Source organism: Hyphococcus sp. (assembly GCF_041986965.1).
Taxonomy (GTDB): domain Bacteria; phylum Pseudomonadota; class Alphaproteobacteria; order Caulobacterales; family Parvularculaceae; genus Hyphococcus.
This window is the reverse complement of record NZ_JBHIXB010000003.1, coordinates 443259-468776: the sequence shown is the minus strand read 5'-3', so window position 1 is coordinate 468776 and position 25518 is coordinate 443259. Positions and strand designations below refer to the sequence as shown.

Below are 25518 nucleotides of genomic sequence, written 5' to 3'. Positions count from 1 at the left end.
TTTGTAATGCTGGCGAGACGCGAAAAAAAGCCAGTCGGCATGCGGAATCGCCATACAGATTAAGACAAATTGCAAACCGCAAATTGACGGCCTCTTTTCTGCACACTGCTTATCTCCGCAATTGCATTGGGTGAAGTGTGTTGAGCGAAAGGGCAGGCCATGCGTGGTCTTTCTTCATACGCGATGGAAAAGTTTGTAAAGGCGTCTTTGGCGGCGTCTTCGGCGCTGCTGATGTCGGCATGTTTCGGCGGCGGCGATGACGCGGAAGAAACGCCCGAGGCGATTACGCCGCCAACGGCGGTCAGCGACATTATGACAAGCGAGGAGGCGTCACGTTTTCTCTCGCAGGCGACCTTCGGCCCCGGTCAGGAGGAGATCGACGAGCTTGTCGCCATGGGCGTTTCCGCCTGGTTTCAGGCGGAATTCGATAAGCCGCAAGAGTCGATTCTGCAAGATGTCCTGATCAGTGAACGTTCGGGTGAAGAGACAGGCCCTGGCGCCCTATCTGAAGCTTTCTGGTCGCGCGCGATCCTGAGCGACGACCAGTTGCGTCAGCGCATGGGCTTTGCCCTTTCGCAGATATTCGTGGCGTCGTTCAGCGACGCCGGCCTCGCTGAACGGCCTGTCGCCATGGCGAACTATATGGACATCATGTCCGCCGGCGGTCTTGGCGATTTTCGACAGACGCTTGAAAACGTCACCTATAGCCCGGCCATGTCGATCTTTCTGACCTATCTGCAAAATCAGAAAGCGGATGAAGACGGCGAAGTTGTTCCCGATGAAAATTATGCGCGCGAGGTGATGCAGCTTTTCACTATCGGTCTTCTCGAGCTTCAACCGAATGGAGAGTTACGCCTCGACGGTATGGGCGATCCCATCGAAACCTATGACAATGGAGATGTCACGGAGCTCGCAAAAGTATTCACCGGTCTTTCCTGGGCGGGCTTTGATTATTTCTTCAGCCGCCCGGAAACAGTGGATTCGGAATATCTCCCGTTGGTGATGTTCGAGGAACATCATTCGGCTGAGGCGAAGAGTTTTCTTGGAACGACCATCCCGGCAAATACGCCGGGCAATGAGAGCATCGCCATGGCGCTGGATGCGCTCTACAACCACCCGAACACGGCCCCGTTTATTTCCAAACAGCTGATCCAGCGGCTTGTCACCAGCAATCCGAGCAGCGCTTATGTGGGCCGCGTCGCTCATGCGTTCCGCTCGGGAAGGTTTCAATTACCGGACGGTTCGCGCGCAGGCAACGGAACTCGCGGCGATATGCGCGCCGTCGCAGCGGCGATCCTTCTCGATCCGGAAGCGCGCGATCTTTCGAACATTGATGACCCGAGCTTCGGCAAGATCCGCGAACCGGTCTTGCGTTTCACCCACTGGGCGCGCGCCTTCGGCGTTGAGGATACGCGCACTGAAGATGCCGAGATTCTGCGCAATACATCGCGGCCGTCGACACTTAATCAACAGGCCTATCGTTCGCCATCAGTATTCAATTTCTATCGTCCGGGTTTTGTAGCGCCGGGGACGGTCTCGGCGGATCAGGGTCTTGTGGCGCCGGAGCTTCAGATCATCACGGGATCGAGCATCACCGGCTACGCCAATTTCATGGAAGGTTTCGTCTTCCGCGATGAAGAGAACACCAATTATGTGGCTGACTACGCCGAGGAGTTGTCCCTTGCGAACAATCCCGCGGCGCTGATCAATCACCTCGATGAGATTCTCACCTATGGCTCACTGCGCGGCGAATCGCGCAGGCGCATCATCGACGCCGTAGAAGCGGTCGGCGGCGCCGGCGAGGAACAGCGTCAGCGCCGGGTCCGGCTCGCGATTTTAATGATGATGAATTCAGCCGACTACATCACCCAACGCTAGTATCAAGGAACGTATTATGCGCTCTTCCAGAAGGCAGTTTTTGAAAACTTCAGCGGCGCTTGGGCTCGGCAGTGCAGCGGGATTCATGTGCGATCTCCATCGCTTTAACGCTTTCGCCGCGGATACGGGCGGTTATCGCGCCATTGTCTGCGTCTTTTTGTTCGGCGGTATGGATTGCCACGATACGGTCATCCCATACGACACCGGCAGCTACAATCAATACGCCAATATTCGCAGCGAGCTTTTCGATCGTTACGACAATCTTGACGGCGGCTCGACGCGTGAGCGGTCCCGTCTCTTGCCGCTGACGCTTGCCAACGCATCGGATTTCGGCGGCCGTCAATTCGCCTTGCCGCCGGAGCTGGGGCCGCTGCATGATCTTGTCGATAGCGGCGACGCGGCGATTGTCTCCAATGTGGGGCCGCTGGTGACGCCGGTGACGCGCACGGAATATCAGGCGCGTTCGGCGCCGCTGCCGCCGCGGCTCTTTTCCCATAACGACCAGCAATCCACCTGGATGGCCTCTCAGCCCGAAGGCGCACGCTTCGGCTGGGGCGGCCGGCTCGCCGACATTATGCTGGGGGCGAGCGCCAATCCGGATTCTACCTTCACGGTGATTTCGACCGCGGGCAATACGGTCTTTCTGTCGGGGGAGCTGGCCGGTCAGTTCGAGGTGGGAACAGGCGGGCCGCAGGATATTCGCGCCATCAGCGACGGGTCGTTCCTCGGCTCCAACGCCTTGCCGAATATTTACGAATCCCATTTGCGGGCGCGGAATGAAACGCTCGTCAATTATCTCCAGCAGGATTATGCAAACGCGGTGGGCCGCTCCATCGACGCCAACCGCACCTTGAGCGAGTCCTTCGACATGCCGTCGCCTTTCTCGACGGTTTTTCCTGACGGCGGCCTTTCGCAGCAGCTTCAGGTCGTCGCGCGCATCATCGCTCTGCGGGATGTGCTCGGCGTTCGTCGGCAGGTCTTCTTTGTGGCGACGGGCGGTTTCGACACCCATTCGAACCAGGCGAACAGCATTCCAAACCTTCATACAGGCATCGCCGGCGCCATGCGCGCCTTTTACGACGCCACGGTTGAAATGGGCGTCGCCAATGATGTCTCCTCGTTCACTGCGTCCGATTTCGGACGCACGCTCACCGTCAACCGCGACGGGACGGATCATGGCTGGGGGGCGCATCACTTCGTCGTCGGCGGCGGCGTGCAGGGCAACCGCATGTACGGCCAGTTCCCGCCCTCTGTTCTTGGGCATAATCAGGATTCCGGTAATGGACGGCTGATCCCGACAACATCGGTGGATCAGTTCGCGGCGACCTTTGGGCGCTGGTTTGGCCTCAATGGCAGCGAGCTCAATGACGCGCTGCCGGGCCTTGGCGGGTTCAGCACAACTGATCTCGGCTTCTTCAGCGGCGCCGTGGTCTGACCCGGCGCGGGCGGGTTGATGCGAAAAGCGAGTTTAAGGGGCACATGATGGTCATAAAAAATGCGCTTATGCTGGGTGCGACGTGTCTCAGCCTTTCTTTCGGCGCGCTTGCGGCCGAGCCTGAGACCATTACGCCGGCGCCGGGGCTCCTGCGCGACCGGCCGCTTGAGGAATTGGCGCAGTGGCGCCGTCCTTCTGCGGCAAGCCGAATCGATGCGAGTGATTATGCAGATAATTACGCCAATGATGCGGGCGACGCTCTGTTCTTCGCGCCAGGCGTCTGGGTGAACGCCCTCGATCTGAACGAACCGCGGATCGTTATCCGTGGCTTCGGCGTCGGCAACAGTCAGCACCGGTCCAACGTCGTTGTCCTGCGTGACGGCGCGCCTATCACTGATGTTCACGGTGAAACCAATATGGTGGAGGTCGATCTTTATTCTGTTGCCGACATTGATGTGTTTCGCGGCGGCGGCGGCGACCTGATGTATGCAGGCGATAATCTCGGCGGCGTCGTCAACTTCATGTCGCCGACAGGCCGCACAGCGCCGCGCCGGACATTGCGCCTCGACGGCGGATCCTCCATCGAACTGAGCCCCGGCGGCCAGGGACACGCCTCCGTTGCGGCGGCGACGGGAAATCTTGATTACTATATGGGCGTGACGGGCCGGTATGAAACCGGCTATCGCGATCATAGCCAGCGTATCGACGGCCATTTCAACGCCAATATTGGTCTTCAGCTCGGCCCGGAGGCGACGACGCGGTTTTACTTCGAAGCGCTGCGCAGCGACGTTGAATTTCCGGGCATGCTGACGCCGGCTGATGCTGCGGATGATCCAAGTCAGGCGCTGGCGGATGTGACGCTCGGCCCGCTCTTTCCCGGCGGACCCATCATTTATCTCGCCGACGGCGCTGCTCTGGACGAGCATGGCCGGACCGTCTTGTCGGCGCGCCTCGCCAATACAACGTCGTTCAGGGTGCTCGGCGTCGACTTCGACGCAGGCCTTCACTATGCGCGCCGTGATATCGACGATGCGCAGATCGATTATATCGGCGTCACTGAGGAGGCGGGTTCGGAATGGGGGGCGCGCCTGTCGGCGGAGCGGGCCTTTGCGCTGTTCGGCATGGACACCATGATCCGCATCGGCGGCGACTACGCGACAGGGTCGAAATCTTCGGACCGGTCTGAAAATATCGAGGGCTCGCCCGGCGACCTCTTGTTCGAGAGAGATCTGACGTCAAAACGCCTCGCCGGTTTTGTGGAGGCCGCGGCGAATCCGTTTCAAAAGCTGGCCGTCAGCATCGGCGCAAAATTCACGCGCACGCGGCGGCTTTTGACGGCGGATGGCGCTGACGAAGTCACCGACCAACGGTCGTTCACGGGCGTGACCGCCAAAGGCGGCGTCATCTATCATCTGACGAAGACGCTTCAGGTCTTCGCCAGCGCCGTGCGGTCCTATGAGCCGCCCAGCATGGACGAGCTTACGTCGGACGATCCTGAAGGCCTGAACGGACTGGAGGAGCAGGACACCTTTTCCTATGAGGCGGGCCTGCGCGGCCGCGTGAATGACTGGATTGGCTGGGATATCACGTATTTCAATACGGATATTGAAAATGAGATCGTCAATATCGATGAGCCGGAGGAAAACGGTTTTGGCGGGCTTTACGCCAATATCGCCAAGACCACCCATCGCGGCATCGAAGCGGGCGTCGATATCAGCCTGTTTCCGGGACGCTTTTCACGTAGCGGCCATGCGCTGACCTTGCGCAATGTCTATAATCTCAACGACTTCAGTTTTGTTGATTCGAGCTTTCTGGGCGTCGACGGCAATAAGCTTGCCGGCGTACCAACCCATGTCTATCGCGGCGAGCTGCGTTATGAAGCGACGGATCGCTGGTTTGCGGCGGTGAATGTGCAAATGGCGGGCGGCGACTATTTCGCTGATCACGAAAATGAAGTCTCTGCGCCTACCTATACGGTGGTGGGGTTCAGCGCGGGCTGGCGAATGGGCGACAATATGGAGCTCTATGCGTCAGGCGAGAATCTCACCGACGCCAACTTCGCAGCCGGCCTGACGCCTGTCCTCGATCAGACGACGCAGCAGGGGCGCATTTTTTCTCCGGGCGCAGGCGCTTCCGTCTATGCCGGTTTGCGCTACCGCTTCTAGGGGAGGGAGCCGGTTTCTTCTGGACGCCGCGCCGTCAGGCGGCGTTGGGTCCGCCGTTAATATTTCCCGCCGTTAGCCGCGGTTAAGCAAACGCAGCCGTTGAAATGACGGTTGCAACATGCCTTTTGCCAGAAAGGCGTTTGTGACTAAGGCGTCGCCGCGCAAAAACCGCCGTGAAAATGTTTACGCATCCGACATACCGAGAAATGACTATCAACGTCTGGCGAACTGAACCGTAGCAAAAACCGCCGGTGTTTGGTTCGTCCTTGGCCGAGTGTGCTGCGCGTTTAAATCATCGCAAATGACTTCTCTTAACGTCGCCGCCGCCGCTTAAGGCTGCATCGCCACCTTTAAAGGGGTAGTGCGCGACCATTCTCAAGATTTATCAAAGGGTTGATTCTGGTACCGCCATTTTGCTGCGTTGCGATACTTAATTTTGCGGTTGCGTAATGGCTGTTGTAGCGGCGCTACAGCGTGAAAAATGTTGCGCGAGTGCGTTTTTAGGTGACGAAAAAAAACCGTCCATATGCGGATTAATCGCATCTCGTCATGCCGTTGTAACAATATTGAAGGCCCACAGAAAGCAAGTCATGATGCGCAATAAGTCCGGGGGGATTTGTTATGCGCTGTCTAAAGAAATGCGCCTGGGCGTTTAGTGTGAGCGCCATTGTTGCAGCTTTGTCGAGCTCAGCCGCCGGCGCTAGTGAGAGTTCGGAGCCGCCAGTGCTCGTCATGTATGAAAAAGTCGGCATGTCCGGTAAGCAGGTCACGTTCAATGGGCCTGTCGCCGACATTGACGTGCGTTACCCCTTTCACAGCACCACGATCAAGTCTGGGCGCTGGGAGATTTGCACCCGAAACGATTTCAAGGGCGCCTGCATGGATGTTGATGCTGGCACTGAAATTGTTAGTCTAAAAAAGGAGTTCGGTTTTTTCGCCCGTGTCCGGTCCTTACGGCCGATCGAAGAGGCGGCGCCGGCCGCCGCCTTGGCGGAAGCGCCTACACAGCCTGAAATCATTAGCGCGCCGGTTATCGCCGCGGCGGCTTCAGCCGATGATGCGCCGGTTCAGCCCGTCGCCAGCGCCGAGGCCGTTCTCCGGGGTCACAGCGCGCATTTCTTCAAGACCCCGATGTTCAATGGCAAGGCGATAGACGCCGGCGACAAAGGCGCCGCCAAGGATTTTTGCCGCGAGGCGGGGTTCGATGAAGTTGAATTTGCAGATTCTGTACTCAGCGAGGGCCGCCGGGTCGTTGGAGACCTTCTGTGTACGGATCCTCTGGTCAGCCCCTAGGTAAGGGTTTGTAAAGGATAAAACAACAAAAAGGCGTTAACCAACTAATCTCAACGAAGGGAAGGGAATATGAAAGCGACATTCCAAAAAACTTTGAGCCGGCGGACTTCCGTGCTGCTCAGTGCGTCTATCGGGGCGCTGGCGTTGACGGCGCCCGCGCTTGCGCAGGACGATGACGAGGGTGGTCTTGACCGGATTACGGTTACGGCCACTCGCAGCGAAACCAACCTCCAGGATACGCCGCTCGCGATTACAGCGGTGACCGGGGAGGCTCTAGAGGCGCGCGCCTTCACCTCCATCGAAGATGTCGCCGCAATCGTTCCGAACGCCAGTTTCCGTCAGGCGCAAGTCGCCTATGGCCGCGCTGTGACCGCCTATATCCGGGGCATTGGCCAGAACGACTTTAACCTCGCCTTCGAGCCGGGCGTCGCCATGTATGTGGACGACCAATACTACGCTCTCCTCGCCGGGTCGGTGTTCGATCTTCTGGACATTGAGCGCGTTGAAGTCCTGCGTGGTCCGCAAGGCACGCTCTTTGGACGTGGCGCCATTGGCGGCGCGGTCAACATCATCTCGAAAGAGCCGGGGCCGGAGCCGGAAGCCTATCTCGACGCGACTTATGGCGCCTATAACCGCACGGACATTCGCGCCGGTTTCAACTATCCGCTTGCGGATAACCTCTTCCTGCGCGTCTCCGGTGTTTCCAAGCATCGCAAAGGCTATCAGGATCTTCTCGATTTCCGCTGTGCGATGCACCAGGCGGGAACGCCGGAACTTGCAGGCGACTTCCCGTCGCTTGATCCGTCAGGCGGTTTTGTCGCCAATTTTGCTGGCGATGACTGCGTCCTCGACACCTATGGCGGCGAAGATGTTCAGGCGCTCCGCGCTGCGTTGAAGTATGAAGGCGCAGGCTGGGACTTCACGCTGACGGGTGACTACACTGACGACCAGTCATCTCCGGTCGCCGACGACTGGCTTCAGATCGTTCCGACGGGCGGGACAGAAAACCTGTCCGATATGGTTTACGAACCGCTTTGGGGCATTCGCTACGATGAACGCTTCCTCACGGACACGCCATATGAAACCTATGCAACTTACGCCGACCCGATTCCGGCCGGCAGCCAGTTCCCGGCGGGTTGCGCAGACGACATGGATCCGTCGGATTGCACCTACTACAACGGGTCTGGCGATCGCGGCGGCACTCAGCTTGAGCGCAAGGCTGTCATTGAGCAATGGGGCTTTAGCGGCAAGTTCAACGCCGATCTGACCGAAAATCTGTCATTTACAATGATTGCCGGTTTCCGTGACGTCTTCACAACAGGCATCAACGACACGGATGGTTCGCCGCTTGGTGTTCAGACTGTCAAAACGCAGATTGAGCATGAGCAGTGGACGGTCGAGCCACGCCTGACCTACAACTCCGAATTTATGGACGTTACGGTTGGCGGTTTCTTCTATAGCGGCGATTCGACCACGACATCCCAGGTGGCGATCCCGTTCATTCCGTTGCAACAGAACGCGCTGATTCAGTTCGATGCAACAGCTAAGGCCGTTTACGGACAAGGCGTTTTCCGTCCGTTCGGACCGCGTCTCGGCATCACGCTCGGCGCGCGTTACTCGGATGACCAGAAAGACGTGAGCTTCAACAACGGTCAGGGCGGTATCGACACGACATTCGATATTTCCCAGGATAATGTCGATTGGCGCGCTGGTCTCGACTTCCAGCTCACCGATGACGTTACGGTCTACGGCTCTGCGGCGACCGGTTACCGTCCGGGCGCTTTCAACCCGCGTCCGTTCCAGGCGTCTCAGCTTGTGGGCGTGGATGGCGAAGAAGCGATTGCTTATGAACTCGGCTTCAAAGGCGATCTCTTTGAAAATACAATGCGTGTCAACATCGCCGGCTTCTACACCGACTACGAACAGCGGTTGATCCCGGCGGGCGGCGCTGAATGTCTGGACAGCGGCGTCTCCGGCGACTGTATCGGTGTGGGCGCTCAGGATCAGGTTGAAGAACCTGCCGGCGAGAATGGATCGACCTGCCGGCCGATCACGCCGGCGGATGGTCCGCAGAACCTGGCCGCCGGCATCGGCGTCACCTGTATTCCGAAGACCAACTATGTGAATACGCCGGGCACGGTCAAAGGTGTTGAGGCCGAACTCGACTGGCGTCCGGTTGACGGTCTGACCATCAATGCAACGGGCGGCTGGACCAAGTTCACAGCGCCTGAGCTCGAAACCGGTCCGTTCGTGTCCGATAAGCCGGTTTATGTACCGGAGTGGACAGGTTCGGCTGGCGTTGCTTACGAGATCCCGGCCCCGGCGCTGGGCGGCTCGATCACACCGCGCCTCGACTGGTTCTATTCAGGCGAGATCAACTATAACTCGCTTTCGGCGATCGCGTTCACTGAATCTTATTCTGTCTTCAATGGCCGCATCACCTATACGAATGACGACGGCGACTTCACCGTTGCTGTCGGCGCTACGAACCTCTTTGACAATGAGTACTATCTCAATGTGTTCGACCTGACCGCTTTCGGTCAGCCGTCGACAGAAGCACAGCCGGCTGCGCCGCGTGAGTGGTACATCCAGGTCAAGAAGCGTTTCTAGGACTTTCGAAAACTGATTGCGAACCGAGCCGCCGCCCCGTATCTTCGGGGCGGCGGTTTTTTATGGAGAGCGCTAATGACGGACTATCAGGTCAATAAGCTCCACCCATTATTTGCAGCCGAGATGCTCGGTTTTGATCTCGATGCAGCCATAAGTCCTGAGCAAGTAGATATTGTTGAGGCTTTGATGGCTGAGCATGCGGTTCTCGTCCTGCGGGGGTTGAGGCCCAGCGATGAAGGGCATATGCGCTTTGCACGCAGTTTCGGACCGCTGGAGCTGCCGCCGAAAATGTCGGACCGGCCGTCGACGCTAAAATACCGCATCAGCCCGGAGCTTTACGACATCTCCAATCTCGATGCGGACGGGACAATTATTCCCCCGGACGATCCGAGGACGAAATTCAATCTCGGTAATGAGCGGTTTCATACTGACAGTTCATTCAACGCGCTGCCGTCGAAATGGTCGCTTCTGCTGGCCTATGAAACGCCGGAAGAGGGCGCCAATACGGAATTCATCGACACCCGCGCCGTCTTTGACGCCCTGCCGGAGGAGATGAAAAAGCGCCTTGAAGGCCTGAAGGCGGTGCATGACCTCTGGGGCGTGCGTGCAAAGTACGAATATGGCGGCGCTGTTTCCGAAGAGATGAAACGCCTGATGCCGCCGGTTGAACATGATCTCGTGCGGATTTCCGCCAATGGCCGCAAAGCGCTCTACATCGGAAAGCATGCTTCTCACATTACAGGGATGGATGAAAAAGAAAGCGACGCGCTGCTTTCCGAACTGATGGACCTGGCGACAGAGCCGCGGTTTATCTATTCGCATAAATGGCGTCCCGGCGATCTCCTGATCTGGGACAATCGCTGCACGCTTCATCGCGGCACAACATTCAACCGTTTTAAAGACAGGCGCGACCTTCGCCGCGCAACGATCAATGAATCCGGTCCCGAAACCTCGTCTACCGGCGCGCTGATGTCGAATGCGGCGCAGTAAAGGCGGCTATTCCGCGCTCTTTTCTTTTCCGGCAAGGTCGCGCGCCAGCATGTTCACATAGGCGCGGATGGCCTCTGCTTCCTCAGCCGTCAGATACTCATCAAAGCTCGCCATGCCATTGGCCTCAAGCGCGCCGTCGATGACGATTGCGCGCCAGGCGTTGGCGTTTTGCATATAGGGTGTGCGGTCGAGCTCAGGGTTAGTCGGGCCGTTATGGCAGATCGTACAATAGGTGAAATATTTTTCACGCCCGGTTTCCAGCTGCGCTGCCGTGAAAGTTTCATTTGTGGGCGCCGGCGCCGGCCGTTCGAGCGGTTCGTATGGCGCCAGAGACGCCGCGCCATTTAGCTTAAAGGCCATGAGAATGCCATTTGGCGGGATGAACTTGTTGCGCTCATCCGGCGTCGCCATGCCCATGGACCCGCCATAACCGCCCAGCACAGCCACATATTGCTCGCCATCGACGCGATAGGTTGCGGGGCCCGCCATGATTCCGCGATGGCTTTGGAACGACCATAAAAGCTTGCCGTCATCGGCGCTGCGCGCTTCGAACTCTCCGTCGGGCGTGCCTTCGAAAATGAGATTGCCGCCGGTTGTCAGCGTGCCGCCGTTCCATGGCCAGTCGCGCTCAACGGTCCAGCGCGGCGCCTGCGCAACCGGGTCCCAGGCGATGAGATAGCCTTTCTGCATGGCGCTCATTTGCGCGCGGCGTTGTTCGGGCGTTCCTTTCAAGTCTTCAGAGGCTGGTGGGTCGGTGAAGGTCACACCCGTGTTCCAGCGGCCGTGGTGAACTTCGTAGTCTTCATTGTGCGCATAGACGAGCGGCACGGTCATCGCGGGAATGTAAACGAGGCCGGTTTCAGGATTGAAACTCATGGGCTGCCAGGCATGGCCGCCAATGCCGCCGGGCAACACCATTTGCGGTCCGTCGAGATAGCGCGCATTCGGCGTTTCAACCGGTCGGCCGGTTTCAAGATCGATGCGCTCCGCCCAGTTCTGATAGACATAGGGTTCGGCGGAAATCAGCGTTCCATCTTTGCGGTCGATCACGTAAAAGAAGCCGTTTTTCGGCGCCTGCATCAGCGCCTTGCGAACTACACCGTCGATCTTTAGATCGACGAGGGTGATTTGTTGCGTGTTGGTGTAATCCCAGGTGTCGCCGGGGCTCGCCTGATAATGCCATTTATAGGCGCCGGTGTCGGGATCAAGCGCGAGAATCGACGAGAGGAACAGGTTGTCGCCTTCGCCATTGGAGCGGTAGCGGTGGTTCCATGGCGCGCCATTGCCGACGCCGACGAGAAGCTGGTCGAACGCTTCATCGTAAACGACGGAATCCCACACGGTGCCGCCGCCGCCCAGCGTCCACCATTCGCCATGCCATGTGGGAAGGGCGAGTTCGGTGAGGGCGTCATCGGACGCCGCGCCGTCAGGCCCGTCCGCCGGATTGCCGGGCACAGTGTAAAAGCGCCAGACAAGATCGCCCGTTTCCGCGTCGTAAGCGGAGACATAGCCTCTCACGCCCAGTTCAGCGCCGGAATTGCCGATGATGATTTTTCCCTTCACGGCGCGGGGCGCCATGGTGATGGTGTAGGGCTTTTCCTGATCGACGGTGATTTCTTCCCAGACTTTTTCGCCCGTGGCGGCGTCAAGCGCGATCAGGCGTCCGTCGATCGTTCCGACATAAACCTTGCCGTTCCAGACGGCCACGCCGCGATTAACGACGTCGCAACAGGCGTGAGCGGCCTTGGCGCCGATATTTTCCGGATCGAAGCGCCATAGAACGTCGCCTGTCGGGGCGTTAAGGGCCATGACTTTTGACCAGGCGGTTGAAATATACATGACGCCGTCGACGATGATCGGGGTCGCTTCCTGTCCCCGGTTCGTGTCGAGTTCAACCGCCCAGGCGAGACCCAGCTCATCGATATTTTCATCATTGATCTGATCAAGGGGCGAATAGCGCTGTTCTGCGTACGTACGGCCATAGGAAAGCCAGTTGTCGAGGTCGCTGGCGGCGTTTGAAAGACGGGCCTCGTCAACGGCGCCGAAACGAGGTGAGTCTTTATGGGCGGCCTCTGTGGCTTTTGCTTCTTCTGATGCAAGCGTGGTGTCTTCGGCCTGTCGCTCGCACGCCTCCAATAGAAGTATCGTAGACAGGAAGAGTGAGACTATTTTGTTTTGCGCCATATTCCGCCGTCTTTCCCTTGAGCAGAAAAAGCTACCTTGTGGCGCAATGGCGTTGCAATCGAAACGCCCATCTTCCTGCGTTCACCGAAAGGAACGAATTCGTTCTTGGTGCGACGGCTGGCGAAGGTGGAAATATGCTTGAATATGGCCGGGGCGCCGTTGCTTGCTGCATTGCAAAATCAGCTTGCGCGGCGCTTTGACAGATTGGAAAGACTATATGGCGCTTGACCGCCCATTTGATCCGGAAACGAAAATCGTGTCGCGGTCGTCGCGCCCGGATGTGATCGAGCGCGGCTGCGACATCTGCGTGGTGGGGTCGGGTGCTTCCGGAATGTCGGCGGCGATCGAGGCGGCGCGCGCAGGCCGCGAGGTCATCCTGATCGACGGCCTGCCGTCGCTTGGCGGACAGGCGGTGAATTCCATCATCGGCATGTTCTGCGGGCTCTATACGCCGGGTGACAATGGCCGCCAGCTGACCCATGGCGTCGCCGATGAACTGCTGGAGGAACTGGGCGCCAGCGGCGATCTCAAGGTGGTCGGCGGCGGCGTCATGAAAGTGGCCATGTATGACGAGGTGGCGCTCGGCCGCTGGGTCGAAAGAAAAATTCTCGACGCCGGCGTGACGCCGCTCACCGGCGCGATTATTCGCCGCGTCAATTGCGAAGGCCGGCGCGTCAGCTCCATTGATGCGGCGACGCGTCATGGCGATGTGCGCGTCAAAGCCGATGCGTTTATCGACGCCACAGGCGATGCGGCGATCACTTGGGAAGCTGGTTTCGACTGCCGTGCGCACAAGAACGGTCAGGTCTATGGTTCGCAAATGCTGGTTATCGAAAACTTTGACGATGACAAGCGCCCGGGCTGGGAGGAGATGGCGAAGCGTATCCACGACAAGGGCGGCGAGTACGGCATGATGCGCCGCGACGGTTTCGCCTTGCGCTATCCGGACCGTGATGTCGCCATCGTCAATATGACGCATATCGAAACGCCGCTTGATCCGTTCGAGGCGGCGGAAAAGCAGATCGACGGCAAGGATCAGGCGGACCGCACGCTGGTTTTTTTGCGCAACGAATTTCCGGAGGCGTTCGGCAAAGCGAAAATCCGCGCCTATGGCCTGCCCGGCATTCGCCAGACGCGCTGGATTGTCGGGACTCATCATTTGACGGTCGATGAAGTGCGCGCCGGCAAAAAATTCGACGATGCGATTGCGCGCTGTTCATGGCCATTGGAGCAGCACCACAACCGCGAAGGCTATGTCTGGGAAGTGTTTGACGAGGATCACGTTCATACAGTGCCGCTCGGATCGATCACGGTGGCGGGGGCCGATAATCTTTGCGCCGTGGGACGGTGCATCGATGCGGACTCTGCGGCGCTTTCTTCCGTACGCGTCATGGGCCCCTGCATCGCCATGGGCGCGGCGGCTGCGCATGCGCTTGATCTCGCGGGCTCCGGCAGCGTTCACCAGATCGATATCGGCGCCCTGAAACAACGCATCTGTCACAACATCGAAGGGTAGGCGATGCAAGCGGCTTCTTCCCAGACTTTCGATGTTTCGGCGTTCATGGACGAACGCAAGCTGACATCGTTCAATATCCGGCTCATTGTTCTTTCGTGGCTGATCACCTTCTGCGACGGCCTCGACATGATGATGATCGCCTATACGGCGCCTTACATCGCGGAAGGGATGGCGCTTGATCAAACGGCGCTCGGCAATGTGTTCAGCGCGGGGCTTCTCGGCACCATGCTCGGCGCCTTTGGTTTTGCCTATCTGGGCGATCTGATCGGACGGCGCATTTCCATTGTCGCCGCCGCTATTGCCTTTGGCGTCCTGACTTTTGCAACCGGTTTTGCGCAAAACTATGAACAGCTTCTCGCGCTGCGTTTTCTGGACGGGCTTGCGCTTGGGGGCATGCTGCCGCTCGCCTGGGCGCTCAATATTGAATATGCGCCGAAACGCCTGCGCGCGACGGTCGTCACCCTGATCATGGTCGGTTATTCCGTCGGAACCACCATGGCGGGACCGATCACCAACTGGATTGCGCCGGGTTTTGGCTGGCAGGGCGTCTATTTTTTCGCCGGCGCGACGACGCTTGCCTGCGCGGCGGGGCTTTTCTTTAATCTCCCGGAATCTATTCGCTTTCTTGTCGCCAAAAAGCGCGGAAACGACCAGATCGCCTCGATCCTCAACAAGCTTGAGCCCGCCGCCAATGTCAGTGCGTCGTCGGAGTTCGTTCTGACGGACGAACCGGAGCTCAAGAAGTCCTTCCGCGTGAGTCAACTCTTCGAGGGGCGGCTCGCATTTATTACGCCGCTGATCTGGCTCGGCTTCGCCATGTCGACGCTTACGGTCTTTTTGCATGCGAGCTGGGGGCCGATCATTCTTGAAAATCTCGACGTGCCGAGAAAGACCGCCGCCTGGATCCAGTCCGCCGCCGCGCTGGCTGGCGCCGCCGCCGGCATGTCGCTGATGCGTTTTACCGATCGTCTGGGGCCGTGCGCCATCGCAGCCTTTCCCATCGCCAGCTTGCCAGTTCTCCTAGTCATGGGGCTCGCGCCCTTGCCGACGCCGCTGTTTCTTTTTCTCAATGTGGTTGTTGTGGCGCTTATTTCCGGCGGTCATTACGGCATCTTGAGCATTACGAGCATCTATTATCCGACAGCGATCCGCGCCAATGGCGGCGGCTGGGCGTCCTCGGTTGCAAAGCTTGGCGGCGTCCTCGGCCCCATTCTTGGCGGCGTCTTTCTGTCGAGCGGCCTGCCGGTCATTCAGGTCTTTTTGTTCATGATGATCGGTCCGGTCATTCTGGCGTTCTGCGTCATCGGCATTGCCGCCATTGTGGGTGCTGCCGGTGAACAGGAAAACGGAGGCGCGGATGCTCCGGCTAACGCCTGAGGAAGAGGCGATGGCGAGCGGCAAGCAGGGCAAAGCCGCTGAAAAGGCCATGGACCTGTTGATCCGTTATGCCAATGCGCTCGGCGCCGAGCGTTTCGTGGAAACCAATAATGTCGCTGGCGTGCCGGGCTCCGCGCATCAATGGCTGAAGGATCAATACAAGGATGACGGCGGCGATTATCGCGCCGTCTTCTGCAAGTTTGATCTTGATGCCGATGAAGTGTTCGACATCCCCGCGATGACAGGAAACGCCTGCCATTTACAGGGCGGCATGGACCCGGAGCTTTGGCGTGAGCAGGGCTATTCGCCGGAAGCTTTCGCCAATGCGCAAAGCGACGAGAAGGCGACAGCAGCGCTGAACATCCGGAACTTGAAAACGTGCACGCCCTATCTCGCGGGCAATGAGCCTGGATTCGGCGAGCATTGCGCCTGGATGGAAAGCTCGGCCGTTGTTTATTGCAACTCGGTCCTTGGCGCACGCACGAATACGGAAGGGCGCGAGTCGACCAGCGCCGCCATGATCACCCATCGTATTCCCGACTGGGGATTTCATCGCGACGAGTTTCGGCTTGGCGATCATCTCGTGGAAGTCGATGTTCCCGTAAACAACATCTTCGAATGGGGCATGCTCGGTTATTATATCGGGGAGATCGTGCAGGAGGAGATCCCTGTCATTGACGGCGCCATTTCCAATGCCGGACTGATCGAGCTTAAACATTTCGGCGCAGCCGCCGCATCCTCCGGCGGCGTCGAAATGTATCACCTTGTGGGCGTCACGCCTGAGGCGCCGGCGCGTGAAAAAGCTTTTGGCGGAAACAAAATCAAGAGCCGCATTCGCTACGGCGCTGACGAGCGCCGGAAGACGTATGAAAATCTGAACATTCGCGGGCGTTCGACAGACGTGGATTACGTCATGCTCGGCTGTCCTCACGCCGCCATCGACCAGATCGAGGAAGCTGCGCGTCTCCTCGATGGCAAGAAACTGAATGACGGTGCGGCGCTCTGGATCTTCACCTCGCGTTATGTGCGGGCAGAGGCCCAGGCGAAAGGCTATGTGGACATTATCAAAAAGGCCGGCGGCCTTGTGATGACCGACACCTGTTCTGCGATTGCGCAGAGTGTGCCGAAAGGAACAAAGGTCGTCGCCCTCGACAGCGCCAAACAGACTCATTACCTGCCGGCCTTTCTCGGCATCGAAGCCTGGTTCGGCACGACCGAAGACTGCATCAATGCGGCGCTTACCGGGAAATGGCGGGGAGAGCTTACATGAGCGCCGTCCAGCTTTCCGAACCGATCGTCATTCGCGGGCGCGGCATCGTGCCGGGCATGGCGGAAGCGGAAGCGCTCGTCACGCGTGAGACGATTTCCGGCTGGGGCGGCGTTAATCCCATGAAGGGAGAGATTATCGAGACCCGCCATGAACTGGTGGGGCAAAGCTTCGCCGGTAAGGTGCTCTTGTTTCAGGGCGCGAAGGGCTCATCCGGCTGGTCGGCCATTTTTCATTTCTCGCGTCTCGCCGGCGCCGCCCCGGCGGCGATGCTGTTTGTCGACATGACGGCGAAGGCGGCGCTTGGCGCTGTCGTCACGCATGCGCCGACGGTCACCGATTTTGAGGTTGATCCCTTTTCCGTCATTGCGGACGGCGACCATGTTCGCGTCGATGGCGACAAGGGAATTGTGGAAGTCTGGAAGAAATAGACGCCGGAAAACGGCGCATTGAAACGCTAGGGAGGAAACTATGACGACGGACGTACAGTCAGCGGCGCCGGAAGAAGAGTCCGATTTTTCTGTAAGAAAGATCAAAATCGTCATCGCAGCGACGATTGGCATTCTTTTCGGGTCGTCCATCCTTCCTTTCACGGCCATCATGCTGCTGACCTTGCCCATGACCGAAGAGTTCGGCTGGACGCGGACGCAATTTTCTGGCGGTTTAACAGCCATGATGCTGGTCGGCGGGACTTCGGCGCCGTTCTTGGGCAGGCTCGTCGATAAAATCGGCGCGCGCAAAATGATTATCTTCGGAACTTTTGTCGTTGGGCTGATCACTATTGCGCTTTCGCGCCAGGATGGATCGCTCTGGCAGTTCTATTTCGGGTTCGCGGTGCTGGGTTTTGCTGGCACGACGGCGATTGGTTACTCGAAAATTGTTGGCGCGCTTTTTAACAAGCATCGCGGAAAAGCGCTGGCGATTTTTGGCGTTGAGTCCAGTATTGCGGGCGTCTTTGCGCCGAAACTCATCCAGTTCTTAATTGACGGCTATGGCTGGCGAGGGATGTTTGTTGGTCTCGGTCTCATTATTCTATCCGTTATTCCGATACTTCTGATCTGGCTGAGAGAGCCGGAAACGCCCAAAACACCCGAAGCGGCTATGGGCGCCGCGCCAACGGAAGTTCCCGGCCTCACCCCGAAAGAAGCCATGAGGACGCGAGATTTCTGGTTCATATTGTTGGCCAGCGTCATTGCCATGGCGCCGGCGATGGGGCTGCAGCCGCATCTTATTCCCTTTATCGTTTCGCGCGGGATCAGCATGGATACGGCCGTTTGGATGCTGTCGATTTCCCAGCTTGCAATGGCTGCAGGGACGGTCGCGGGCGGCTTTCTGATGGACAAGATGGACACGGCTAAAGTCGCCGCGCCGTTCAGCGCGATGACGGCTTTCGGCCTTATGTTGTATCTGTTTCTGAGCGGCGGCGCGGCGGGCTTTTCGTTCCTGTTGCTGGCGACAATCTTCATCGGTTTTTCCGGCGGCGCGAAACGACCCATGGGAACCGTGTTCCAATTGCGGTTTTTCGGATTGAAATCCTTCGGAACGCTTGTGGGGATTCAAACCCCGTTTCAGACATTCTGCATGGGTGTCTCGCCCTTGCTGGTCGGCATGTATTACGACGCATACGGCGACTACGAACTGGTCTTTGTCATCATGTCCGTTCTGATGGCGATTACGTTCTTCCTTTACTGGTTCCTGGGGAACTACCGTTTCGACAAAAACCTCATACCTGTGGGAGATCCGGCGTCGCCAGTCGCCGGGGGCCCGAGGGATGCGGTGGCTGCGGACAATATGTTGAAACAGGGCGCCGAATAGACCATGGCGGAAGTTCAGGCGCAGGCGGTGACGCAAGTTCCAGCAGCAAGGCCGCCGGTCAGCCCTCTGCGCGCATGGTGGGCGATTTTCATCTTCACCATCGCGCTGATGTTCAACTTTCTTGACCGTCAATTGCTGACGCTCTTGATCACGCCCATCAAGGCGGATCTCAATCTGTCGGACACGCAGATTTCGATCCTTGTCGGCTTCATGTTCGTGCTTTTCTATATCAGTGTCGGCATTCCGATTTCACGGCTGGTGGATCGCGGTCCCCGTAAATGGATTATCGGCGCCGGGATCGCGTTCTGGTCGCTGATGACGGCGGCTTGCGGTCTTGCGCAGAATTTCTGGCAGCTCGCGATTGCGCGTATGGGCGTCGGCATCGGCGAGAGCTGCAATGGCCCCGCAACCTATTCCATGACGGCGGATATGTTCGAGCGTGAAAAACTCGCGCGGCCGATCTCCATCATCAATATTGGCATGGTTATGGGCTCGGGCATGGCGCTGCTGGTCGGCGGCTATCTGATCGTCTGGCTCACGGAACTGGGCCCGCAAAGCTTTCCTATCGTCGGCACGTTGAAACCATGGCAGATGACTTTCGTCATTGTCGGCCTGCCGGGCATGTTGTGGGCCTTGCTCATGGTGCTGACCGTGCCGGAGCCGCCGCGCAAGGACGAGGGAACCGGCGCCGTGACGCCATCCTTCGGCAAGGTGCTTGAGTTTTTGAAGCTGTGGAGCCCGGCCTACTTTCCGATGTTCATCGCCGCCGGCGTGAAATCCATGCTGAGCTTTGGCAACGCCGTCTGGTCGCCTGCCTTTTTCGAGCGCAGCTTCGGTTATGCGCCCGGTGAACCTGGCCCCATCCTCGGCGCCATCGGGTTGATTGTTGCGCCCCTGGGGTTGCTGATTGGTGGACAGGCGGCGACATGGCTCGCCGCCAAAGGGCATGACGACGCGAATATGCGGATCGTATTATGGGTGTCTGTCATCCTCGCGCCGCTCGCCATTCTCTATCCGCTGGCGCCGACGGCGTGGATCGCTTTTATGCTTTATGGCGCGACGCTGTTTTTAGGGTCCCTCGGCGCGGGACCCGCGAACGCCGCCATGCAGGTGATTACGCCCGGGCGCATGCGCGGCACAGTGTCGGCGCTTTATATCGCGATCTTTAATGTCATGGGCTATGGCGCGGGACCGCTGATCGTGGCCCTGATGACAGACAACATTTTTAAAAATGAAGCAATGCTGGGCAGCTCCATGGCGGCGGCTGCAGCGATCCTTGCGCCGATCGGTCTCTTTTTGAGTTGGAAAGCCTTGCGGCCTTACGCCCGCGCCGTTGTCGCGGCGCGTGAGCGTAACGACTAATGCGCGAGGCGAATGATATGGAGAAATTATGCTGAAAGACGTAAGCGGAAAAACGGCCTTCATCACGGGCGGCGCCAGCGGCATGGGGCTAGGCATGGCGAAAGCGTTCGCCAAACACGGCATGAATGTTGTGATCGCTGACATTCGCCAAAACGCTCTTGACGAAGCCATGAAGGAATTCAGCGACACAAATTTTCCGGTGCACGCCATCAAACTCGATGTCACGGATCGGGATGAGTGGGCAAAAGCCGCCGATGAGGCGGAGCAGGTCTATGGAAACATTCACCTGCTCGTCCTCAACGCGGGGGTCGGCGTTGCGGGAAAGCCGATACAGGACGCCACCTATAAAGACTGGGATTTCAATCTCAGCGTCAATGTGGGCGGTGTGGTGAATGGTCTCGTAACGGTCTTGCCGCGCATGGTCGCCCATGGTGAGGCGGGCCACGTGGTGGCGACATCGTCGACAGGCGGCTTTTCCGCTGTTGGCGGCGCGGGACTTTATTGCACGGCGAAGTTCGCTGTCGCAGGCATGATGGAATCGCTCGCCACCGACCTGCAAGGAAGCAATATCGGCGCTTCTGTCTTCTTTCCAGGGCCGGTCAAAACGAGCCTTGGACAGACAACGTATGAAGTGCGCCCAGCGCATTTGCGCGATGAGGCCCCGGCGCCGGCCAGCGACGCGCCGCCGCGCCAGATGCCGTCTTTTGACCCGAATGTATTCATGGATCCGGACGAGGTTGGCGAGCGCGTTCTGCGCGGGGTTCAGCGCGATGACCTTTTCGTCATGTCGCATCCGGAGTTCCGCGATGGCATCGTCGCGCGCAATAATGCGTTGCTGCGTTCGATCCCTAAGGATGCGCCCAATCATGAACGCGCCGAGGTCGTGAAACTTTTCGGCACACTTCTCTACAACCCGATCTATGACAAGCAGGAAGATGTTCCGGCGCTGGATTAGCCGCGTTTATCCCTGGGCGGCGTAACGCGCCATGGCGCGGGCGTAGCTTTCGCCATAAGGCTTGACGCCGATCCAGGTGACGAAACAGGCCGTGGGCGCCAGAATAATCGCAAGCAAGGCCATGGAATAACGAAGCTGATCTTCGGCGCCGAAGAGATAGTCGGTAAACAGCGCGATGATCAGTGGACCCGCAGCATAGCCGACGACATTGAAGACGAATTGATAAAGCGCGCGCACCTGTCCGCGCATTTCCGCCGGCGTCACCACCTGAAGCGCTGCATTGCCGGGCGCGATGCCGATGGAGGCAATAAACGTGTTGACGCCATAAAGAACAATGGCGAGCCAGGCGTTGTCCACAAGCGGGTAGGCGATGGCGAAAGGCATGAGCCCGATAGAGGCGTAGAGCACGAGCCTCATATAGGCGTCATTGCGGCCGGCCTTCGCCCAGCGTTCGGAAATAAAGCTGCCAAGCCATAGTCCTAACGGCGCCGTGATCAGCGACAGAATGCCGAGCACATAGGCGATTTGCGGCGCGGTCCAGCCATAGGTGCGAATAAACAATGCCGGCAGCCAGAGAACCGCGCCGTAACTGAGAAGGACCTTGACGGCGAGCGACATGAACATGGGGGCATAGGTTCGACGCTCCTGATGGAGATAGGAAAAGATCTCTTTGACTGGCAATGCTTTCGCCTTGCCGTCGCTTTGTTTGAGCTGGCCTTTACGTTTCGGTTCCTCGACCGTCGCCATCATGGCGGCGACGACGAAACCCGGCAGGCCCACAATGATAAAGGTCATCTGCCATGGTTTGAGGTCGCCGATAAACGGCAGATTGATGACGCCCACGGCGGTGATGGCGGCGATGATGGCCCCGCCCGCAAGGTTGGAGATGCCGGCGCCGGCGATGAAACCAAGGGAGTTGATGGCGAAGGCGCGAGGGAGTTTTTCCGGCGGGAAACTGTCGGTGATGATTGAGAAGGTTGCCGGTGCGAAAGAGGACTCGCCGGCGCCGACGCCGACCCGCGCCCAGAAGAGGTGCCAGAAATTAGAGGCGAGGCCGCACAGCATGGTGGCGAAGCTCCAGAAAGCGACGCCAATGCCGATAATCACGCGTCGGCTTTTGACATCCGCAAGTCGGGCGATAGGAAGCCCGAGAAAAGCATAGAAAAAGACGAAAGCGAATCCGGTGAGGAGTGAGAACTGCGTGTCGGAAAGATTGAGGTCCGCCTTGATCGGTTCGACCAACAGCGAAATGATGGAGCGGTCGAGGGTCGCCACCATGAGGGCGATTGTCAGTACGGTGAGCCCCCAATAAGCGCGCGCAGGCGCCGGCCAATCGCCTTCCTTGTGGAGGACAGTTTCTGTCACTTGCTCCGCTCCCTGATAATGTTATGCGGCGCAACAGTTTTGCGCCTTTTCTGTTGAGTTTAGTCAGGCCGGCGCGGTTGAGCCAGTCAAATCGGCGTCAATACCGATCCGCCATGAAGGCGCCGAATTTATTGCTCCAGCTTGGATTGTCTTCGGGGTAGGCGAGCATGGTTTTATTCCATGTCTCCCACTCAGCCTGCATCCGCGCAAAGCGGTACGGCTCGATGGTCTTCTTGTTTGCGCGTTCCATGGGATCAGCGTCGACATTGAAAAGATAGTCATTGCCTTCGATGGAGAGATATTTCCACGGCCCTTCACGCATGGCTTTTTGTTCATGGGCCTGATATCGCCAGAAGAGTTTGCGGTCGGATATACCGTCTTCGCCCGTCAGTTGGGGCAGCAGGCTGACGCCGTCAAAATCAGATGGGTCGTAACTGGCGCCGGCGGCGTCCAGCATTGTGGGCAACCAGTCCATACTCATTGCGGTCTGGGCCGTTGCGCTTCCTTTTTTGACCCGTCCCGGCCAGCGCACGATGAGCGGCACACGGATGCCGCCTTCGAGAAGCTCACCTTTCATGCCGTTGAATGGCCAGGTTTTTGAGAACCGTTCGCCGCCATTGTCTGAGGTGAAAACAACGACGGTGTTATCGTCGAGACCTGCTTTTTTAAGGGTTTTCAAAACGTCGCCGACAGCCTTGTCGAGGCTTTCCACCATGCCGCGATAGATCGCCATGGACCCGCCTTCAAAATCGAGGCTTTGCCGTAAATTCCGCGCCGCCTCGATGTCTTCAGCGGTTTCCCATGGCCAGTGCGGCGCCGTGAAATGAAGGCTCAGCAAAAACGGTGCGTTGTTTGCGCTCATGCGGGTGATTTCGTCGCTGGCGCGCTGACCGAGAAGCTCTGTCAGATACCCTGTTTCCTGAACGGGCATATCGCCATCCCACAGGTCCGGCGTCTCCTCTTCGCCAATGATGAAGCTATGGCGGAAATAGTCGACGCCGCCGGAACGAATGCCCCAGAACGATTGGTAGCCATGTTGAAGCGGGCCCGCTCCCGCGACAGTTCCAAGGTGCCATTTGCCCACAAGCGATGTCTGATAGCCGGCGGCGGCGAAAAGCTCCGGCATTGTGAGCGCATCGTCAGGCAATCGTTTTTTACTGTGGATGCCAAGCGGTTCTTCCGCACCAAGAGGGAGCCGGTATTGATAGCGCCCTGTGATGAGACCGAGACGCGTTGGAGAACATACGGAGGAATTCGCATAGGCGTCAGTAAAACGCATGCCCTGCCGCGCAAGCTTGTCGATATTCGGCGTTGATATGTCGTCACGCCCATAACAGCCGATATCGGCCCAGCCGAGATCGTCCGCCATGATGAACAGAAAGTTGGGAGGCGCTTTCTGTTTTGAAAATGCGTGACCGCCCGGCAAAACCGTCGCCGCTGCAGCGGCGGCCATGAACTCGCGCCGATGAAGAGTCGCCGTTTTTTTCATCTTGTTCCTCGTTTTCCCAGCGATGGCGCGAGCGTAACAAAATTCGAAACCGGCCATAGGGGAAGGAGGGAACAGCCATGCGTCGTCTGGCGCAGCCCGGTGGCGCGGTGCTGAGCCGCCGGAGTGGATAATTGATCAGTATAAGGAGTAAATACGGTTTCCGCCGCCGAAAGGCGCGGCGAGCGGAGAGGCAAGGGCATGCGCCAGATGCGAGTCACTCGCAACTGGCGGCTATGGGCGCCGGCGCCAGACTTTCATCCTAACCGAATTTTCACCGGCCCTCTTTCGTAGTTTGTCGTGTTTGCGACAATTTTTATGACGCAACGCGCATATCTTGCGCTCCGGTTTTCGGGCTTTCGCGCTTTTCTCTCCCCCGAGAGCGCTATTTCCCGGCGCCATCTCTCCCTGCCGGGGCGGTTTCGGCCATTGGCCTGACCGCTCCGGCAACATTTCTTCGTGATTTTCCCCATTCAGCTTCGCATGTGCAGCATTGCGGTTGATTTGCCGCGTGCTGCGGGGCCAAATCAGGGCAACATGCTTTTTCAGCATTTTTACCTGCACAGCATCCGAAAGGCTTCTTCTCATGAAAACCCTTGCCGCCTGTCTTCTCTCCAGCGCTGCCTTGATCGTCGCCGCTCCGGTTTCCGCGCTGGCGGCGCCGTCGGCGCAAGCTGTGGAGATCGCCCATAAATATGTGATTGTTGACGGTCACGTGGATGCGCCATCGACCGTGGCTGAGGCGGGCGCCGATATCGCAGCCGGCGAAAAAACCGTCGACTTCGATTATGCCCGGGCGAAAGAAGGCGGGCTCGATGCGCCGTTCATGTCTATTTATGTCGCCGCCGATTATGAAGAAAAAGGCGGCGCCAAAGCGCGTGCGGATATTCTCATTGGCCTGATGGAGGGCGTCGCCGCCCAGCATCCCGACAAATATGAAATCGCTTACAGCCCAAAGGATGTGCGCCGTATTTTCGCAGAAGGCAAAATCGCCCTGCCGCTTGGCATGGAGAACGGTTCACCGATTGAAGGCGATCTCGCGAACCTCAAACATTTTTACGATCGCGGCGTGCGGTATGTGACGCTCGCGCACTCAAAGGCCAATCACATCTCTGACTCTTCCTATGATGAGAACAAGAAGTGGGATGGCCTGTCGCCTTTCGGCTTCGAAGTTGTTCGGGCCATGAACGATCTCGGGATCATGGTCGATGTCAGCCATCTTTCGGATGCTGCGATTGAAGACGCGCTCGCGACAAGCCGGGCGCCGGTGATTGCGTCGCACTCATCACTGCGTCATTTCACGCCGGACTGGGAGCGCAATCTGTCTGACGACCTCGTCAAGAAGATCGCTGACAATGGCGGCGTTGTCATGATCAATTATGGCTCGTCATTCCTGAACGAAGCCGCCAACACCTATAGCGCGCCGCGCACTGCAGCGCGCGAGGCGGAAGAAAAGAAGCTTGGCCGTGCGATGACGGAGGAAGAGGCGTCCGCATTCGGCAAAGCCTGGCTTGAAGCGCACCCTTACCCTTATGCGACGCTTGAAGATGTTCTGAACCACATTGACCGGGCCGTAGAGCTCGCCGGGATCGATCACGTTGGGCTCGGCACGGATTATGACGGCGTTGGCGACAGCCTGCCGGTGGGGCTGAAGGATGTTTCGTCCTACCCCGTTCTCGTCGATGGTCTTCTTGCGCGCGAGTATGACGAGGCGTCGATTGAAAAAATTCTCGGCGCGAATGCTCTCCGGGTCTGGGAAGAGGTCGAAAAGGCGCGCAAAAAGCGGAAATGGTGACGCCGCCGCGCTTTGCGCCCTAAAC

General features: G+C 58.3%; 17 protein-coding genes. 14 read left to right on the top strand and 3 right to left on the bottom strand.

Annotated elements, in window-relative coordinates; translation table 11 throughout:
* The first annotated feature begins 159 nt into the window (after window positions 1–159).
* The 6 genes from ACFC5L_RS15960 to ACFC5L_RS15935 all read left to right on the top strand — a co-directional run bounded on the left by ACFC5L_RS15960 (window position 160) and on the right by ACFC5L_RS15935 (window position 10371).
* The gene (locus ACFC5L_RS15960) at window positions 160–1878 is read left to right on the top strand and encodes a DUF1800 domain-containing protein (RefSeq protein ID WP_375203385.1); all 1719 of its coding nucleotides are present in this window, start codon (window positions 160–162) and stop codon (window positions 1876–1878) included.
* Between the two features lie 16 nt (window positions 1879–1894).
* Window positions 1895–3313, top strand: a complete 1419-nt coding sequence (locus tag ACFC5L_RS15955) for a DUF1501 domain-containing protein (RefSeq protein WP_375203386.1) — start codon at window positions 1895–1897, stop codon at window positions 3311–3313.
* Window positions 3314–3357: 44 nt separating this feature from the next.
* Window positions 3358–5478 carry a TonB-dependent receptor family protein gene (locus ACFC5L_RS15950; protein ID WP_375203387.1) on the top strand — a complete coding sequence of 707 codons (2121 nt, stop codon included), beginning with the start codon at window positions 3358–3360 and terminating at the stop codon, window positions 5476–5478.
* A gap of 657 nt (window positions 5479–6135) precedes the next feature.
* The gene (locus ACFC5L_RS15945) at window positions 6136–6771 is read left to right on the top strand and encodes a beta/gamma crystallin-related protein (RefSeq protein WP_375203388.1); all 636 of its coding nucleotides are present in this window, start codon (window positions 6136–6138) and stop codon (window positions 6769–6771) included.
* A 69-nt stretch (window positions 6772–6840) separates the two neighbouring features.
* A complete protein-coding gene (locus ACFC5L_RS15940) occupies window positions 6841–9381 on the top strand; it encodes a TonB-dependent receptor (protein WP_375203389.1) in 2541 nt (846 codons plus the stop codon).
* Window positions 9382–9456: 75 nt separating this feature from the next.
* On the top strand, window positions 9457–10371 hold the full coding sequence (locus ACFC5L_RS15935; RefSeq protein WP_375203390.1) for a TauD/TfdA dioxygenase family protein: 915 nt from the start codon (window positions 9457–9459) through the stop codon (window positions 10369–10371).
* Between the two features lie 6 nt (window positions 10372–10377).
* Here the strand turns inward: ACFC5L_RS15935 and ACFC5L_RS15930 are convergent, their stop codons facing one another.
* Entirely contained in the window at window positions 10378–12555 is a 2178-nt protein-coding gene (locus tag ACFC5L_RS15930; RefSeq protein ID WP_375203391.1) for a PQQ-dependent dehydrogenase, methanol/ethanol family, read from the bottom strand.
* A 217-nt stretch (window positions 12556–12772) separates the two neighbouring features.
* On the opposite strand from ACFC5L_RS15930, the gene ACFC5L_RS15925 reads away from it, so the two are divergent.
* Genes ACFC5L_RS15925 through ACFC5L_RS15895 form a run of 7 tightly spaced genes read left to right on the top strand, consistent with a single transcriptional unit; the run spans window position 12773 to window position 20847 of the window.
* Window positions 12773–14071, top strand: a complete 1299-nt coding sequence (locus ACFC5L_RS15925; RefSeq protein WP_375203392.1) for an FAD-dependent oxidoreductase — start codon at window positions 12773–12775, stop codon at window positions 14069–14071.
* Window positions 14072–14074: 3 nt separating this feature from the next.
* A complete protein-coding gene (locus ACFC5L_RS15920) occupies window positions 14075–15448 on the top strand; it encodes an MFS transporter (RefSeq protein WP_375203393.1) in 1374 nt (457 codons plus the stop codon).
* Window positions 15429–16718: an aconitase X gene (locus ACFC5L_RS15915; RefSeq protein ID WP_375203394.1), complete on the top strand. Its 1290-nt coding sequence runs from the start codon at window positions 15429–15431 to the stop codon at window positions 16716–16718. Before ACFC5L_RS15920 ends, ACFC5L_RS15915 begins: the two co-directional genes overlap by 20 nt.
* Window positions 16715–17146 (top strand): aconitase X swivel domain-containing protein, encoded by a 432-nt coding sequence (locus ACFC5L_RS15910; RefSeq protein ID WP_375203395.1) that lies wholly within the window; start codon window positions 16715–16717, stop codon window positions 17144–17146. Before ACFC5L_RS15915 ends, ACFC5L_RS15910 begins: the two co-directional genes overlap by 4 nt.
* A 40-nt stretch (window positions 17147–17186) precedes the next feature.
* The gene (locus ACFC5L_RS15905; RefSeq protein WP_375203396.1) at window positions 17187–18530 is read left to right on the top strand and encodes an MFS transporter; all 1344 of its coding nucleotides are present in this window, start codon (window positions 17187–17189) and stop codon (window positions 18528–18530) included.
* 3 nt (window positions 18531–18533) lie between these two features.
* Window positions 18534–19892, top strand: coding sequence for a spinster family MFS transporter (locus tag ACFC5L_RS15900; RefSeq protein ID WP_375203397.1), 1359 nt, complete (start codon window positions 18534–18536; stop codon window positions 19890–19892).
* A gap of 28 nt (window positions 19893–19920) precedes the next feature.
* Window positions 19921–20847, top strand: coding sequence for an SDR family oxidoreductase (locus tag ACFC5L_RS15895; protein ID WP_375203398.1), 927 nt, complete (start codon window positions 19921–19923; stop codon window positions 20845–20847).
* Between the two features lie 6 nt (window positions 20848–20853).
* Here the strand turns inward: ACFC5L_RS15895 and ACFC5L_RS15890 are convergent, their stop codons facing one another.
* Window positions 20854–22212: a spinster family MFS transporter gene (locus ACFC5L_RS15890; protein WP_375203399.1), complete on the bottom strand. Its 1359-nt coding sequence runs from the start codon at window positions 22210–22212 to the stop codon at window positions 20854–20856.
* 97 nt (window positions 22213–22309) lie between these two features.
* Entirely contained in the window at window positions 22310–23701 is a 1392-nt protein-coding gene (locus ACFC5L_RS15885; protein WP_375203400.1) for a sulfatase family protein, read from the bottom strand.
* A gap of 583 nt (window positions 23702–24284) precedes the next feature.
* Here ACFC5L_RS15885 and ACFC5L_RS15880 point away from each other — a divergent pair.
* Window positions 24285–25493 carry a dipeptidase gene (locus ACFC5L_RS15880; protein WP_375203401.1) on the top strand — a complete coding sequence of 403 codons (1209 nt, stop codon included), beginning with the start codon at window positions 24285–24287 and terminating at the stop codon, window positions 25491–25493.
* Window positions 25494–25518: the final 25 nt, after the last annotated feature.

Excerpts from the sequence above, each read along its gene's own strand:
- ACFC5L_RS15950 (WP_375203387.1), top strand. The coding sequence starts at position 3,358 with ATGATGGTCATAAAAAATGCGCTTATGCTGGGTGCGACGTGTCTCAGC.
- ACFC5L_RS15885 (WP_375203400.1), bottom strand. The coding sequence starts at position 23,701 with ATGAAAAAAACGGCGACTCTTCATCGGCGCGAGTTCATGGCCGCCGCT.
- ACFC5L_RS15935 (WP_375203390.1), top strand. The coding sequence starts at position 9,457 with ATGACGGACTATCAGGTCAATAAGCTCCACCCATTATTTGCAGCCGAG.
- ACFC5L_RS15920 (WP_375203393.1), top strand. The coding sequence starts at position 14,075 with ATGCAAGCGGCTTCTTCCCAGACTTTCGATGTTTCGGCGTTCATGGAC.
- ACFC5L_RS15930 (WP_375203391.1), bottom strand. The coding sequence starts at position 12,555 with ATGGCGCAAAACAAAATAGTCTCACTCTTCCTGTCTACGATACTTCTA.
- ACFC5L_RS15925 (WP_375203392.1), top strand. The coding sequence starts at position 12,773 with ATGGCGCTTGACCGCCCATTTGATCCGGAAACGAAAATCGTGTCGCGG.
- ACFC5L_RS15910 (WP_375203395.1), top strand. The coding sequence starts at position 16,715 with ATGAGCGCCGTCCAGCTTTCCGAACCGATCGTCATTCGCGGGCGCGGC.
- ACFC5L_RS15940 (WP_375203389.1), top strand. The coding sequence starts at position 6,841 with ATGAAAGCGACATTCCAAAAAACTTTGAGCCGGCGGACTTCCGTGCTG.
- ACFC5L_RS15900 (WP_375203397.1), top strand. The coding sequence starts at position 18,534 with ATGGCGGAAGTTCAGGCGCAGGCGGTGACGCAAGTTCCAGCAGCAAGG.
- ACFC5L_RS15880 (WP_375203401.1), top strand. The coding sequence starts at position 24,285 with ATGAAAACCCTTGCCGCCTGTCTTCTCTCCAGCGCTGCCTTGATCGTC.
- ACFC5L_RS15905 (WP_375203396.1), top strand. The coding sequence starts at position 17,187 with ATGACGACGGACGTACAGTCAGCGGCGCCGGAAGAAGAGTCCGATTTT.
- ACFC5L_RS15895 (WP_375203398.1), top strand. The coding sequence starts at position 19,921 with ATGCTGAAAGACGTAAGCGGAAAAACGGCCTTCATCACGGGCGGCGCC.
- ACFC5L_RS15955 (WP_375203386.1), top strand. The coding sequence starts at position 1,895 with ATGCGCTCTTCCAGAAGGCAGTTTTTGAAAACTTCAGCGGCGCTTGGG.
- ACFC5L_RS15915 (WP_375203394.1), top strand. The coding sequence starts at position 15,429 with ATGCTCCGGCTAACGCCTGAGGAAGAGGCGATGGCGAGCGGCAAGCAG.
- ACFC5L_RS15960 (WP_375203385.1), top strand. The coding sequence starts at position 160 with ATGCGTGGTCTTTCTTCATACGCGATGGAAAAGTTTGTAAAGGCGTCT.